13 protein-coding genes and 1 tRNA gene are annotated in these 14,441 nt (G+C 42.1%); 2 read left to right on the top strand and 12 right to left on the bottom strand.

The window, feature by feature from the left end:
* Positions 1–97: 97 nt before the first annotated feature.
* From rnr to rpoN, 11 genes are all read right to left on the bottom strand, one after another.
* Entirely contained in the window at positions 98–2,425 is a 2,328-nt protein-coding gene (gene rnr / locus Q4550_RS18710) for a ribonuclease R (RefSeq protein WP_303535211.1), read from the bottom strand.
* 38 nt (positions 2,426–2,463) lie between these two features.
* Positions 2,464–3,210: an alpha/beta hydrolase gene (locus Q4550_RS18705; protein ID WP_283153609.1), complete on the bottom strand. Its 747-nt coding sequence runs from the start codon at positions 3,208–3,210 to the stop codon at positions 2,464–2,466.
* Positions 3,211–3,546: 336 nt separating this feature from the next.
* Positions 3,547–3,777: a preprotein translocase subunit SecG gene (secG, locus tag Q4550_RS18700; RefSeq protein ID WP_098445013.1), complete on the bottom strand. Its 231-nt coding sequence runs from the start codon at positions 3,775–3,777 to the stop codon at positions 3,547–3,549.
* Positions 3,778–4,075: 298 nt separating this feature from the next.
* Positions 4,076–5,365: a phosphopyruvate hydratase gene (eno, locus tag Q4550_RS18695; RefSeq protein ID WP_283153608.1), complete on the bottom strand. Its 1,290-nt coding sequence runs from the start codon at positions 5,363–5,365 to the stop codon at positions 4,076–4,078.
* A gap of 26 nt (positions 5,366–5,391) precedes the next feature.
* Positions 5,392–6,924, bottom strand: coding sequence for a 2,3-bisphosphoglycerate-independent phosphoglycerate mutase (gene gpmI / locus Q4550_RS18690; protein WP_194218793.1), 1,533 nt, complete (start codon positions 6,922–6,924; stop codon positions 5,392–5,394).
* Positions 6,917–7,678: a triose-phosphate isomerase gene (gene tpiA / locus Q4550_RS18685; RefSeq protein ID WP_283154257.1), complete on the bottom strand. Its 762-nt coding sequence runs from the start codon at positions 7,676–7,678 to the stop codon at positions 6,917–6,919. Before tpiA ends, gpmI begins: the two co-directional genes overlap by 8 nt.
* 41 nt (positions 7,679–7,719) lie before the next feature.
* The gene (locus Q4550_RS18680; RefSeq protein ID WP_303535208.1) at positions 7,720–8,904 is read right to left on the bottom strand and encodes a phosphoglycerate kinase; all 1,185 of its coding nucleotides are present in this window, start codon (positions 8,902–8,904) and stop codon (positions 7,720–7,722) included.
* 133 nt (positions 8,905–9,037) lie between these two features.
* Positions 9,038–10,045, bottom strand: a complete 1,008-nt coding sequence (gap, locus tag Q4550_RS18675) for a type I glyceraldehyde-3-phosphate dehydrogenase (protein ID WP_303535207.1) — start codon at positions 10,043–10,045, stop codon at positions 9,038–9,040.
* Between the two features lie 47 nt (positions 10,046–10,092).
* Positions 10,093–11,124 carry a sugar-binding transcriptional regulator gene (locus tag Q4550_RS18670; protein WP_283154256.1) on the bottom strand — a complete coding sequence of 344 codons (1,032 nt, stop codon included), beginning with the start codon at positions 11,122–11,124 and terminating at the stop codon, positions 10,093–10,095.
* Between the two features lie 150 nt (positions 11,125–11,274).
* On the bottom strand, positions 11,275–11,511 hold the full coding sequence (locus tag Q4550_RS18665) for a glutaredoxin family protein (RefSeq protein WP_303535205.1): 237 nt from the start codon (positions 11,509–11,511) through the stop codon (positions 11,275–11,277).
* An 80-nt stretch (positions 11,512–11,591) separates the two neighbouring features.
* Complete coding sequence (gene rpoN, locus Q4550_RS18660) at positions 11,592–12,887, bottom strand: RNA polymerase factor sigma-54 (RefSeq protein WP_303535203.1); 1,296 nt, start codon at positions 12,885–12,887, stop codon at positions 11,592–11,594.
* A gap of 192 nt (positions 12,888–13,079) precedes the next feature.
* Here rpoN and Q4550_RS18655 point away from each other — a divergent pair, with 192 nt between their 5' ends.
* Complete coding sequence (locus Q4550_RS18655) at positions 13,080–13,361, top strand: hypothetical protein (protein ID WP_283153603.1); 282 nt, start codon at positions 13,080–13,082, stop codon at positions 13,359–13,361.
* A gap of 159 nt (positions 13,362–13,520) precedes the next feature.
* Here the strand turns inward: Q4550_RS18655 and Q4550_RS18650 are convergent.
* Positions 13,521–13,599, bottom strand: a tRNA-Arg gene (locus Q4550_RS18650).
* 302 nt (positions 13,600–13,901) lie between these two features.
* On the opposite strand from Q4550_RS18650, the gene Q4550_RS18645 reads away from it, so the two are divergent.
* Positions 13,902–14,288 carry a YhjD family protein gene (locus Q4550_RS18645; RefSeq protein WP_303535201.1) on the top strand — a complete coding sequence of 129 codons (387 nt, stop codon included), beginning with the start codon at positions 13,902–13,904 and terminating at the stop codon, positions 14,286–14,288.
* The last annotated feature ends 153 nt before the right edge of the window (positions 14,289–14,441 follow it).

The following is a 14,441-nucleotide window of genomic DNA, read 5'->3' as shown; positions in this document are numbered from 1 at the left end:
ACCGTCCCCCCTCTCAAACGTCGAACTCCAGTATATCAATTTGGTCAGAATAAGTCAAGATGACTTACTCCGACCGACATGATCGAAATATCGCTAGTTAGGCATTATTATTTCGACGTTTTTTCTTTTTGTTTTTTGCTTTCTTTTTCGTTCCCTGACCATCTTTAGGTGGAGAGAACTTTCTTTTTTTCTGTCCTGCATCAGTTGTTTTATTCGATGACTTCCCACGTTTTTTACGCTTTCCGCCTTCAATAACTTTAGGACTTTCTCTACGACGACGTTCTTTCGGTGGCTTCATGCCAACAATTTCGAAGTCGATCGCTCGTTCGTCAATGTTAACATTTAAGACGCGAATGGCGATTTCGTCACCGATGCGGTATACGTTACCGGTACGTTCGCCGATCATCGCATAAGCACCTTCGTCATAATGGTAATAGTCATCGGTTAAATAGCTAACGTGGACAAGCCCTTCGATCGTATTTGGCAATTCAACAAATAAGCCAAAGTTTGTTACGCCGCTAATCACGCCTTCGAACTCTTCCCCAATTTTATCTTTCATAAACTCAGCTTTTTTCAGATCATCGGTTTCACGTTCAGCGTCAACTGCACGTCGTTCCATCGCTGAAGCGTGCTGAGCGATTTCACCAAGCGCTTCGCCCCACTTAGAAGTTGTCTGATTGTCGACTTTTTTCTCAAACAGGTACGTACGAATTAAACGATGCACAATTAAGTCAGGATAACGACGAATTGGCGATGTGAAATGCGTATAGAAATCTGTCGATAAACCGAAGTGGCCGAGACTTTCAGGGAAGTATTTCGCCTGTTGCATAGAGCGAAGCATAACCTTACTGATGACCGCTTCTTCTGGCTCACCTTTCACTTCTTCTAAAAGCTTTTGAAGCGCACGCGGGTGCACCGTGTTAGCATTACCTCGTACGACATAGCCGAAGTTTGTAATAAACTCAAAGAATGTATTGAGTTTGTCTGAATCTGGATCTTCGTGAATACGGTACATAAACGGAACTTCCATGAAATGGAAGTGCTGTGCAACTGTTTCGTTCGCTACAAGCATAAATTCTTCAATTAAGCGTTCAGCTACCGAGCGTTCTCGTTGAACAATCTCCTGTGGTGCCCCTTCTTCATCTACAAGGACTTTCGCTTCCGCAAAATCAAAATCAATAGCGCCTCGTTCGAAGCGACCTTTTCTTAAGATTTCAGCTAGTTCTCCCATGCCATCGAAGAATGTAACTAGAGATTTATAGCGCTCAAGTACTTCATCGTCTTCACGTTTAAGAATTTTACGTACATCCGTATATGTCATTCGCTCATTTGTACGAATAACGCTTGGGAAAATTTCATGATTCACAACTTCACCCTGCGTTGTAATTTCCATTTCACACGAAATCGTTAAACGATCCACTTGAGGATTTAAACTACAAATACCGTTTGATAACCGGTGTGGAATCATCGGGATTACACGATCGACAAGATAGACACTCGTACCACGATCAAGCGCTTCTTGATCGATTGGAGAGTTCTCAGTGACATAATACGTAACGTCTGCAATATGAACACCTAATTTATAGTTCCCGTTTGGAAGTTTAACAACGTTAACCGCATCATCAAGGTCTTTTGCATCAGCACCATCAATCGTTACAATCGTTTCTTCACGCAAATCACGTCTACCCTCAATTTCCTTCTCATCAATTTGATCAGGCGTGTCATTGGCCTGTTTCATCGTTGCATCCGGAAATTCGCCTGGTAATTCATGTTTATAAATAATGGAAAGAATATCTACTCCAGGATCATTCTTGTGTCCTAGTATTTCTGTAATTCGTCCTTCAGCACTCATACGTCCTTCAGGATACTTCGTAATTTCAACAACGACTTTGTGGCCGTCAACCGCACCACCAGTAGCCCCTTTTGGAATAAAAATGTCATGTGGGATTCGTTTATCATCCGCAATCACAAAACCAAAATGCTTGCTGTCAGAGTATGTACCAACTGTGCGCTTAACACCTCGCTCAATGATACGAATAACGGTCCCCTCTGGGCGTGTCCCTGATGATTTTTGATGTAGTCGTGCGATGACACGGTCTCCATTCATCGCTCCCTCAAGGTCACTCTGGTTAATATAAACATCCTTCTCGCCAGTGTCGCTATCTGAAATCAGGAATGCAAAGCCTTTTGCATGCACCTGCAGCTTTCCTCTTACAAGATTCATTTTCTCAGGAATGCCATAGCGGTTACTTCTTGTTCTTACAATTAAACCTTCATCTTCCATCCCGTTTAAGGTTTTCACAAACTCCTTAAACTCACTTGAATCTTTCACTCCAAAAACTTCTTCAAGTTCTTGTACAGTTAGTGGTTTGTATGCTTCCTCTTTCATGAAGCTCAATATTCTCTGTTCATGTTCTTCTGCCATTGTCTTCCACCTTCTTTCTAGTAAAATATATCCGTAGATTATTCAGACCAATCAAGTCCATCAAGAAATGCGTGTACGTCCTTATGAAGTTCCTCTTTCTCTTTTCCAAGCGTAATGGCGTGTGTTGAATTCTCATACCATTTCAAACTCTTCACATCTGATTCTACATGATCATGAATAACATTCGCACTCTCCGTATTAATCATCTCATCGTGTCTTGCCTGAGCGACAAATGTCGGAGCATAAATCATATCAATGTTATCACGCACATCATAGATCAGGTCTCGAAGTTCTCCGAGCGTGTTCATTGGGGTTTCTTTGAACGCTTCCATTTCTTCTTCAATTTGTTCAGGAGACTTCCGTTCAAATTTCTTATATTCTTTTGCGTAAGAAAGAACACCCTGATACATCGATTCTTCATCCTTCATATCCATTGGGGCGCACATGGGTACGATTCCCTTTACAGGAACAGTATAACCGAGCTTTAAAGAAAATACGCCTCCAAGCGATAATCCCACAACAGCTATTTCCTCATGCCCCATGCTTTTAAGCTTTTCATACCCCTCTTTAACGTTTTTCCACCAGTCTTGAGGACCTGTATGTACTAACTCTTCTGGGGGAACGCCATGTCCTTCATATTGCGGGGCATGACAAGTATATCCCTGTTCCTGCAAATAACGTCCCATCATTCGGACATCTGCTGTATTACCAGTAAAGCCATGCAACATGAGTACCGCGCGATTACCTCCTTCAAATGTAAATGGCTTGGGTGCTACTACTTTCATGATGTGATCCTCCTCTAAATAATCCAGTCCTACTCATTAGTTTGACCTTCAAAAAACGATTTATCCTGTCTATTGAAGTCCTTATATGCATTTTAACGGTTTCCGTCCTCAGTAAAAAGGAATGTGTTCTTCTAGCTTATTTCCCTGTTTCATTCGACAAAAAACTTGCTTTTCTTTCTTCTTTAAAAAAGCACAAGCGCCTATTTCACCCGCAACATGCTTAAGACCTCGAGCGGATATAAGCGCCAGATCTCGGCTTCACTGAAATTGATACTTTCATTTCCTCCAATGAAAAAAGCAGCAAGTGGTTCAACACCTGCTGCTTCCTTTATCACATTACACGAGATACGCAACGAGAATTGAAAGAACAAAGAACAATACGGCAAGTACTACCGTTACTTTATTTAAAACCGCTTCAAAGCCGCGGGCCTTTTGCTTTCCGAATAATTGCTCAGCTCCACCTGTAATGGCTCCTGATAACCCGGCGCTTTTACCAGACTGAAGCAATACGACAGTAATAAGTAAGATTGAAACGATAACTAATGCAATTGTAGCTGCAAGATGCATGATTCCACCTCCCGGACTATAGCCTTTCCAATACTATCAATTTACCATAAATTTTTCAGTAAAAGCAATCTATTTCGGTAATACAAGACATTCTCATACCTTCTTAACATTGTGTTAACACTTCTTGAACGGTAACGACTGTTTTTGTAGACGTTGTTCCGATAAGAGTAGTGACTGATTTGCGTGAAATCTCAACTTCACGCAAATCAGCCAAAAATCACACTGTTCATTAACAAAGGCTAAAAAAGAAAAGAACCCAACAAAAACCCCCGCGTCTTCACGCGGGGGTTTGTTCAACTTACTTCTTATCTAAGTTGTAGAAGCTAGTGCGGCCACCGTAGATTGCAAGGTGCTCAAGCTCATCTTCGATACGAAGAAGCTGGTTGTATTTAGCTACGCGGTCCGTACGAGACGGTGCGCCTGTCTTAATTTGTCCAGCGTTAGTCGCAACAGCGATGTCAGCGATTGTTGTATCTTCTGTTTCACCAGAACGGTGAGAGATAACAGCTGTGTATCCAGCGCGCTTCGCCATTTCAACAGCATCAAACGTTTCAGTTAGTGTACCAATTTGGTTCACTTTGATTAGGATAGAGTTACCTACACTGCGCTCGATTCCTTCAGAAAGTTTGTTTGTGTTTGTAACGAAAAGATCGTCACCAACAAGTTGAACTTTCTCACCAAGAGCTTGAGTAAGTTTCTCCCAGCCTTCCCAGTCGTTTTCGTCAAGACCATCTTCAATTGAGATGATTGGGTATTTTTCACATAGCTGGCTGTAGAATTCGATCATTTCTTCAGATGTCTTCACTACGCCTTCACCAGCAAGATTGTACTTACCGTCGCTATAGATTTCAGAAGATGCTACGTCTAGAGCGAGCATTACTTCTTCACCAGGCTTGTAGCCAGCTTTTTCGATTGCTTCGATAATTGTTTGGATCGCTTCTTCGTTTGAACCAAGGTTAGGAGCGAATCCGCCTTCGTCACCTACAGAAGTGTTAAGGCCTTTTTCTTTCAAAACACCTTTAAGGCTGTGGAAAATTTCAGCGCCAGTGCGAAGTGCTTCTTTGAAAGAAGGCGCTCCAACAGGCATAACCATAAATTCTTGAATGTCTACGTTGTTATCAGCGTGCTCTCCACCATTAAGAATGTTCATCATTGGTGTTGGAAGAGTTTTGGCATTGAAACCACCAAGATAAACGTAAAGTGGAAGTTCAAGCTCTTCAGCAGCTGCACGTGCAACAGCCATAGATACGCCAAGAATAGCGTTAGCACCTAGCTTACCTTTGTTATCAGTACCATCAAGGTCGATCATCATGTGGTCGATTCCAAGTTGGTCGTAAACGCTCATTCCTACTAGCTCTGGAGCGATTGTTTCGTTAATGTTAGCTACTGCTTTTTCTACGCCTTTACCAAGGTAGCGATCTTTGTCACCGTCACGAAGTTCAACTGCTTCGTATTCACCAGTGGATGCGCCAGATGGTACCATTGCGCGTGCTTTAACGCCTGCGTCTGTAAATACTTCTACTTCAACTGTTGGATTGCCGCGGGAGTCAAGGACCTCGCGTGCATAAACGTCAGTAATGATTGGCATAACGTGTCATCTCCTTTAAATGTAAGTTATTTAATTAATGATTTCCCTGTCATTTCCTTCGGTTGCTTGCCGCCAAGCAAATCAAGAAGGGTTGGTGAAAGGTCCGCAAGAATTCCGTCTGTACGAAGCTCAGCACCGTCTTTAGTAACAATAACAGGTACAGGATTCGTTGTATGAGCAGTCATCGCATCGCCATCAAGCGTCGTGACTTCATCAGAGTTCCCGTGGTCAGCGGTAATGATCGCATTTCCGCCTTTTTCTAAAATTTTATCAACGATCTTACCAAGACATTCGTCAACAGCTTCAATCGCTTTGACTGTCGGTTCAAGCATTCCGGAATGCCCTACCATGTCAGGGTTAGCAAAGTTCAAGATAATCGCATCGTGCTTATCGGCATCGAGCTCTTTCAGTAACGCGTCCGTTACTTCGTAGGCACTCATCTCCGGCTTCAAGTCATAGGTTGCAACCTTCGGAGAGTCGATAAGAATGCGCTCTTCCCCAGGAAACTCTTCTTCGCGTCCACCGCTAAAGAAGAAAGTAACGTGTGGGTATTTCTCTGTCTCAGCAATACGCAGCTGCTTGTAGTCCTGCTGAGCTAGTACTTCACCAAGCGTGTTATCAAGGTTTGTTGGTTTGAAAGCAACGTCGCCTCCAACTGTTTCACTAAAACGAGTGAGTGAGACAAAGTGAAGATCTTTCGGACGTTCTTCCCCACGATCGAAACCGCGGAAATCATCATTCGTAAAGACTTGTGAAATCTGGATTGCTCGGTCAGGACGGAAGTTAAAGAAGATTACTGCATCCTCATCATCTACCGTCGCAATCGGTGAACCGTCTTCTTCTGTCATAACGGAAGGAAGAACGAATTCATCATAGATTTCATTCTTGTAATTATCATCAATTAACTCATTTGGATCTTTGTAAGAAGGGCCTTCACCGTATGCCAGGGCACGGTAAGACTTCTCTACGCGATCCCAACGCTTGTCGCGGTCCATGGAATAATAACGTCCTGAGAGAGTCGCAAGACGACCTACTCCGACTTCTTCCATTTTTTCCTCTAACTGCTGAATGTAGGTTTTCGCAGATTGTTGGCCAACATCACGACCATCAAGGAAACCGTGAACATAGACATCTTCTAAACCTTGCTTAGCAGCAAGTTCAAGAAGAGCGAAAAGATGTTTAATGTGACTATGAATACCACCGTCAGAAAGAAGTCCGAACAAGTGTAGGCTTGTCCCTTTTTTCTTCGCATGGTCAATAGCCTCTAGAAATGTTTCGTTCTCGAAGAAGTCGCCTTCTTCAATTGCAAGATTTACTCTTGTTAAGCTTTGATAAACAATGCGTCCTGCACCGATATTCAAGTGGCCAACTTCTGAGTTACCCATTTGTCCGTCTGGAAGACCAACTGCTTTACCACTCGCTTGTAGGGTAGCGTGTGGATATTGGTTCCAGTAACGGTCAAAATTCGGTTTTTTCGCATGAGCTACGGCATTTCCTTTTTCTTCATCTCTAAGGCCGAAACCATCTAAGATGATTAAAGCTTCTGGCTTTTTAGGCATTCTGACCAGCCTCCAAAAGCTGAAGGAAAGATTTCGCATCAAGACTCGCGCCGCCGACTAAAGCTCCATCAATGTCGGATTTACCCATAAGCTCGTCAATGTTACCAGGTTTCACACTGCCGCCATATTGGATACGGACCGCATTAGCTGTTTCGTCAGACGTTTCGTCTTTAAGTACGCCGCGGATAAATGCACATACATCATTTGCTTGATCGCTTGTTGCTGTTTTGCCAGTTCCAATTGCCCAGATCGGCTCATATGCGATGACAGATTGAGCTACCTGTTCATTTGTAAGACCAGCGATTGCCTTTTGAACTTGTTCTTTAACGACATCTTCTGTTACGTTGCTTTCACGCTGTTCAAGCGTTTCACCAACACAGATGATCGGTGTTAGGTTATGTTTAAACGCTGAATGAGTTTTCTGGTTAACGACTTCGTCCGTTTCACCAAATAGCTCACGGCGTTCAGAGTGACCAAGAATAACATAGCCTACTCCAAGATCGTTAAGTGCGACAGGGCTGATTTCACCTGTAAACGCGCCATTTTCTTCAAAGTGCATGTTTTGAGCACCTACTTGAAGTGCTGTTCCTTCTAGCTCATCCGTTAAATAATCAAGGAAAAGAGCAGGAGCACAGACAACGGAATCTACGCGATCGCCATTAGGAATAAGTCCTTTCACTTCGTCAACAAAGCTTTTTGTTTCCGTAAGTGTTTTGTTCATCTTCCAGTTACCTGCGATGATTGGTTTGCGCATGTTCACTCACCATCCCTTTATAAATTTAAGTCATAAGTATTTTATTTGTCGTTAAGTGCGACAACCCCAGGAAGTTCTTTACCTTCCATAAACTCAAGAGAAGCACCGCCACCAGTAGAGATATGGCTCATTTGATCAGCATAGCCGAATTTCTCAACCGCTGCTGCAGAGTCACCGCCACCAATAACAGAATACGTATCATTTGCATTAGCAAGTGCTTCTGCTACTGCTTTTGTTCCATTAGCGTAAACATCTAGTTCGAATACACCCATAGGGCCGTTCCAGATAACTAGCTTGGAATCAGCAACAACTTTGCTGTATGTTTCTCTTGTTTTTGGTCCAATATCAAGCGCTTCCCAGTCAGAAGGGATTTCTTCGATGCTTACAATTTTCGTGTTTGCATCATTTGAGAAATCGTCGCCAATAACAACGTCTTCTGGCATATAGAAATTAACGCCTTTTTCTTTCGCTTTATCCATGAATGTTTTCGCAAGCTCAATTTTGTCTTCTTCAAGTAGAGAAAGACCGATCTCATGGCCAAGCGCTTTTACGAATGTATAAGCAAGTCCACCACCGATGATCAAGTTGTCCACTTTATCAAGTAGATGATCAATCACACCGATTTTGTCTTTTACTTTCGCTCCACCGATAATCGCAGTAAATGGACGAGAAGGCTCCGTTAGCGCGCTTCCTAGAACTTCAAGTTCTTTTTCCATAAGAAAACCAGCTACAGCAGGAATATGATGAGCGATGCCTTCTGTTGAAGCGTGGGCACGGTGTGCAGCTCCAAAAGCATCATTTACGTAAAGATCTGCCATTGCAGCAAATTTCTTCGCAAGTTCTTCATCATTCTTCTCTTCTCCAGCTTCAAAACGAACATTCTCAATAAGAAGAAGGTCGCCATCTTCAAGACCTGCAATCGCACGGTCTACTTCTTCACCATAGACTGCATCTGTTTTTGTTACTGTTTTGCCAATGAGGTCGCTTAAACGGTCTGCAACCGGATCAAGACGTAACTCATCAACAGCTTCACCTTTAGGACGACCAAGATGGCTTGCAAGGATGACTTTTGCTCCTTGATCAGCCAAATGCTGAATCGTTGGAAGTGCTGCTTTAATGCGCGTTTCATCTGTTACCTTTCCATTATCCATAGGTACATTGAAATCAACGCGACAAAATACCTTTTTGCCTTTTAACTCAACATCACGAATTGACTTTTTGTTCATCACGCATGTCCTCCTCTGCATAAAGTTTTAAAAGGTCGTTAATACCACCTTTTAAATATAGCTATATCGTTAGTAATGACAATGGAAAAGGAGGAAGGCTCAAGACTTCCTCCTCCTCTATTAACAATTCTTATTATAGCCCTTTTGCAGCGATGTAGTCGACTAGATCTACTACACGGTTAGAATAGCCCCACTCGTTGTCGTACCAAGAGATAACTTTAACCATGTTTCCATCGATACCCATTGTAGAAAGACCATCTACGATTGAAGAGTTCGGGTTACCGTTGTAGTCTTTTGATACTAGTGGCTCGTCGCTATAACCAAGGTATCCTTTAAGGTCGCCTTCAGCAGCTTCTTTAAGAGCAGCGTTTACTTCGTCAACTGAAACGTCTTTATCAAGTTCAGCTACAAGGTCAACGATTGATACGTTAGGTGTAGGTACGCGCATAGCCATACCATTCAACTTACCATCAAGCTCTGGAAGTACAAGAGATACTGCTTTAGCAGCGCCTGTAGATGTTGGGATGATATTTTCAGCTGCCGCACGAGCACGACGGTAGTCTTTATGTGGAAGATCAAGAATTTGCTGATCGTTTGTATAAGAGTGAGTTGTAGTCATTAGACCACGCTTAATACCGAACTTGTCGTTCAATACTTTAGCAACTGGTGCAAGACAGTTTGTCGTACAAGATGCGTTTGAGATTACGTGATGGCTAGCTGCATCGTACTTTTCTTCGTTAACACCTAGAACAACTGTAATATCTTCGTCTTTAGCTGGTGCGGAGATGACAACTTTCTTAGCTCCTGCTTCAAGGTGCTTCGCAGCATCGTCACGGTTTGTGAAACGGCCAGTGGATTCGATTACCACTTCAACACCAAGATCTCCCCATCCAAGTTGTGCTGGGTCGCGCTCAGAAAGAACAGTGATTTCAGTTCCGTTAACTACAAGATTCTCGCCGTTAACTTCAACTTCAACATTAAGTTCTCCATGTACGGAATCGTATTTTAGAAGGTGTGCAAGCATGTTTGCATCTGTAAGATCGTTTACAGCTACAATATCAACACCAGGGTTGTTTAATGCTGCACGGAATACGTTACGTCCAATACGTCCAAAACCGTTAATACCTACTTTTGTTGCCATTGTGTAGTTCCTCCTTGAATTTCCTCGTTTCCCGAGGTGTGGTTTATTTAATAAAGGGAATCTCCCTCTAATAACGCTTTAGCGGCGCCTTCATCAGTCACAAGGATACTTTGAATCCCTGTCTTAAGATAGGCTTCGATGGCTTTTGCTTTCGAACGGCCGCCGGCAACCGCAATGACTAGTTCACTTCGCTCTAAATCTTCGAGCTGCAGTCCGATCGTTTTCACTTTATGAACGACTTCACCAGACTGATTGAAGTAATACCCGAACGCTTCAGCGACAGCATCCTCACGCTCAATCTTATCAATAACTTCAAGCGTAGATTTACGCCTTTGCGCCATCGTTCTAGCTTCCCCAATCCCATGAACCACAATACCGGCAGACTTGATAATCTCAAGGATATCTTTCACACCAGGCTCTTCAATCAGGGATTGGTATGCTTCTTCACTCAATTGATCTGGAACATGAAGCAAACGATAGTCAGTATGGGCTTTTCTTGCCATCTTCGCACAAATAGTGTTGGCCTGATTTTCAACCTGTTCTCCGAGGCCCCCTCGAGCCGGAACAAACAGCGTCCCTTCCATATCTGAGGAAGGAATCATCATATCAGCCACACCTGCGAGCGTGGTACCGCCTGTTACAGCAATCACTCTATCTTTTAGCTGAAACTTTTTCAAGCGTCCCACAGCGGCTCTGCCCATTTCTTTCTTTACCCAGGGGGTTACATCACTATCACCAGGGACAATAAATACTTCCGGAATGCCAAGTTTATCTTTCAAGCGTTTTTCAAGATTATCAAGCCCGGAAACTTCATTCATAACCGGTTCAAGCTCAAGAAGTAGCTGTTCGCCTTCCTCCGTCAGTTGCATACCTTGTACAGACATATGTAGGAGCCCCTGATCTTTAAAGAAAGTGACTTCGCTTCTGAGAACTCGTTCGGTTATACCCAGACTGTTCGCGAGACTTCTACGGCCAATTGGCTGCATTAGCCTCAACTGTCTTAATACCCGATAGCGCTTATTCATAACATCTAACATGTCCGGCAATAATTTTTGTTGAAGTGACAATAATGAGCGCATAATTCGTCTCCCCTGCTGTTCTTCTTTTTCCATGAGACGTATTATGTCCCGCTTAGACATTTTCAGTCCCACCCGGATCAAAAAGAACTTCTTACAATTTTCATTGTAGCAGTTGCCAAAAGTATGGGCAACTATGTTATACTGAAATTTTTAAAGTAAGCGTTTTCTTATCGTTTTTTTTGAAATTCGACCATAATCCACTACTTCCTCATCTATTTCAACGACGGGTATCATCAGCATAAACTTTTCTAACAGTGCCTCATCCTTATAAATATCGACTATCTGAAGAGAGAACATTTCCTCTTCCTGAAGCTCAAGAAGTAGTTCATATGCTTCATCACAAAGGGGGCATGTCTCTTTCGAATATAAAATAACCGATTTTTGCACACGTTAAACCTCCCTTCATTACTTTACTAGTTTACTCAGACAACCTTTCGAACGCAAAAAAAGAGCGACTAGTGTAGCCGCTACGAATATCGTTTTCGTTTCGATGAGCTTAAGATCTTTAACTCATCTCGATACTTTGCAATTGTACGCCTCGATACTTCAATCCCTTTCTGGATATGAAGAGCTTCTACAATCTTTTGATCTGATAATGGTTTCATCTTGTTCTCATTCTCCACAAGTTCCTTAATAAATAGCTTTACACTAGAGGAAGAAGCAGCTTCTCCAGATTCACTTGACAGTTTGGACGTAAATAAGTCCTTTAAGGCAAAAAGACCATGTGGTGTTTGGACGTATTTGCTTTTAATCGCTCGACTTACTGTGGACTCGTGAACATCTGCTTCCATCGCTACTTCCCTCAAGGTTATTGGAGAAAGCTCACTTATCCCATTTCTCAAAAAATTTTGTTGGTGAACAATAAAAACGCCCATGATTGCACGAAGCGTTTGCTTTCTTTGCTCAATACTTTTTAATAACCAGCTGACTTGCTGGTATTTATCCTTTAGATACTCTTCCGCTTCGTTATTTTTAAAAGAACGGTAGGCGTTGCTCACTTTCATTGCTGGTAAATCGTCATCAAGTAATGCAATAGAGAATCTCCCATTTTTCTCTTCTATCATGACATCTGGAACAATGTAGGATGGTTTATCAATGCCCCACTTTGATCCTGGACGAGGATCGAGATCAGCTACTATATCTGCAGCCCGCTGTATCTGCTCCACAGGAACATGAAATTCTCTCGAGAGTTCACGATATTTCTTTTCTGCTAGCGCTTTCAAATGATAGGAAACAAGATCTCGAGCAAGCTCAAAAATTTCTCCCGACTCTTTTAACTGTAATAAGAGACATTCGGAAAGGGAACGCGCCCCTATACCTGTTGGATCAAGTAATTGAATCTCTCTAATGGCTTCAGTAATCTCAAAGGGCTCGACATCAAGGTAATTTATTACCTCCGTCTCATTTATTCTTAAGTAACCACTTTCATCAATATTATCAATTAAATAATGCACAATGGCTTCCCTTTTACGTGGAAAGTGTAGACACCTCGCCTGATCGTGTAGCTCATCATGCAAACTTTTTCTTGTTTCAGCGTATTCGAGTGGATCTTTTTTAAGTCCCGTATCATAAGAGCGTTTTGAAGAACGAACGCCACCATCCCATGAAGGCGAGTGTAATTCAATTAATGGATTTTCAAGAGCCTGTTCTTTCACGTACTCCAGTAATTCGACCGTAGAATATTGGAGTATAGAAATCGCTTGATGCAACTGGGTTGTCATGACTAATTTCGTTGTCTGCTTTTGTATCAATCCTAATTCCATCGCAATCCCTCCACCTTCATCATACTATATCGCTTCATTTTATGGTATGAAAAAAATGATAATGACCAGAATTTTCTGTTTTTTAAAAGGGGATTTTGACACCATTTTTAAAGAAAATGATGAAATAGCCCGTCCCTTAGTCAAATTTCTACATAAACTGTCTTATAGAGAGAGAAAAAGGAGGCAAATGCCATGGATTTAGCTGTATATGGAATTGCTTTGCTTCCAGTCATCATTGGAGTTGTACACCTTTTTAAGGTGTTTGGTTTTCCGGTAAGGTTCTTACCGATTCTTTCCATTGGAATTGGAATTGTAATGAGCCACATTTATGTTGAACCGGAAGACTTCAAAAAAGCCTTCTTTATAGGATTATGGCTTGGACTATGCGCTACTGGAATGCACTCAGGCTTCAAACACACGATGAGTGGAGCAATCAGCAAAGGACATGACGATGACAAAGATAAGCCCTGTTAGAAGGTAAGACTGATCGCAAGAAGAGTGGACGAGTTCTACTCTTCTTTTTTTGTTCAAAATGAAGGATACTATTCATTCCCTGGATCTAAGCGAACAAAAATGACATTTACCATAAAAAAATCCCCTTCACACTAGCGAAAGGGATTGGAATTATGTATTTGGTGCGCCCGGAGGGATTCGAACCCCCGACTGACGCGGTACCGGAAACCACCGCTCTATCCGACTGAGCTACGGGCGCGCTTCATTAGCGCAAGGATTATTATACGATATGCCCCCTTTTTTTGCAAGGTGAATTTCATAGCTTCCATGTGGCAATCAATGAGTAAACAATAGAGTATAAGAGCATTTTATCTAAACCATGTTAATGAACGCTGTTGCTTTTTTGCTCTGGAGAACGGTGAGATATTAACAACATAGGCTAAAGCTATTACCCAAACATTTCATTCATATCATAGAAAAGGTATTGCTTCAGTTCTTGACGTCTCAACTGTCTCATAGTAAAGTTATACCAAACATACGTTCTGTTAGGTGGAGATGATCATGTTCCAATTAAGTAAAGAAGAAACTAAGGCATTAAGAAACTACCTCTTACTTCCTTACCTGAAAAGAGTGCTGGAGATTGACGCGAAATGGGTGAACCGTTCGAAAATGAAACTTCCGCGCCCTTATCTGGAACTAATTCATGCCGCTTTAACGTTAGCCTCCTCTGACTTAAAATGGGCAAAAGCAATACTTCATGATAGAGGAATCCGCGTCTATATAGAAGATACGAAAGAAGATGTTGTGATTTGCAAAGTATATTGTCAAGGTTACAATCAAACATACCGCTATTCTTCCATTCAAATACGTAATCAGGTAGAAAGACGAATTTTAGCTTACTTTTTAGCAGACGATCGATTAAAAAAAAGGAACATTCCCTCTGTTTAAAATAAAGGGATGCGGGGAAAATGGGTGTATGTGGTTAAAGAAAAATCAAACCCTTTTCATCTATTAAAAAATAGGACAGCACTTTATTTGACCTATATTGACCTTTTAGGTATGATGAACATACAGCAACTACATATTCCACAAATATAAGGG

The sequence above is a fragment of the Anaerobacillus sp. 1_MG-2023 genome, assembly GCF_030547345.1.
Taxonomy (GTDB): domain Bacteria; phylum Bacillota; class Bacilli; order Bacillales; family Guptibacillaceae; genus Guptibacillus; species Guptibacillus hwajinpoensis_B.
This window is presented reverse-complemented; position numbering and strand designations above follow the sequence as displayed.

Bases quoted from the DNA above. Each gene is read 5' to 3' on its own strand.
- Q4550_RS18680 (WP_303535208.1), bottom strand. From the start codon at position 8,904: ATGAACAAAAAGTCAATTCGTGATGTTGAGTTAAAAGGCAAAAAGGTA.
- Q4550_RS18645 (WP_303535201.1), top strand. From the start codon at position 13,902: ATGTTCCAATTAAGTAAAGAAGAAACTAAGGCATTAAGAAACTACCTC.
- secG (WP_098445013.1), bottom strand. From the start codon at position 3,777: ATGCATCTTGCAGCTACAATTGCATTAGTTATCGTTTCAATCTTACTT.
- gap (WP_303535207.1), bottom strand. From the start codon at position 10,045: ATGGCAACAAAAGTAGGTATTAACGGTTTTGGACGTATTGGACGTAAC.
- Q4550_RS18655 (WP_283153603.1), top strand. From the start codon at position 13,080: ATGGATTTAGCTGTATATGGAATTGCTTTGCTTCCAGTCATCATTGGA.
- gpmI (WP_194218793.1), bottom strand. From the start codon at position 6,924: ATGCCTAAAAAGCCAGAAGCTTTAATCATCTTAGATGGTTTCGGCCTT.
- Q4550_RS18705 (WP_283153609.1), bottom strand. From the start codon at position 3,210: ATGAAAGTAGTAGCACCCAAGCCATTTACATTTGAAGGAGGTAATCGC.
- tpiA (WP_283154257.1), bottom strand. From the start codon at position 7,678: ATGCGCAAACCAATCATCGCAGGTAACTGGAAGATGAACAAAACACTT.
- Q4550_RS18670 (WP_283154256.1), bottom strand. From the start codon at position 11,124: ATGCGCTCATTATTGTCACTTCAACAAAAATTATTGCCGGACATGTTA.
- rnr (WP_303535211.1), bottom strand. From the start codon at position 2,425: ATGGCAGAAGAACATGAACAGAGAATATTGAGCTTCATGAAAGAGGAA.
- rpoN (WP_303535203.1), bottom strand. From the start codon at position 12,887: ATGGAATTAGGATTGATACAAAAGCAGACAACGAAATTAGTCATGACA.
- eno (WP_283153608.1), bottom strand. From the start codon at position 5,365: ATGCCAATCATTACTGACGTTTATGCACGCGAGGTCCTTGACTCCCGC.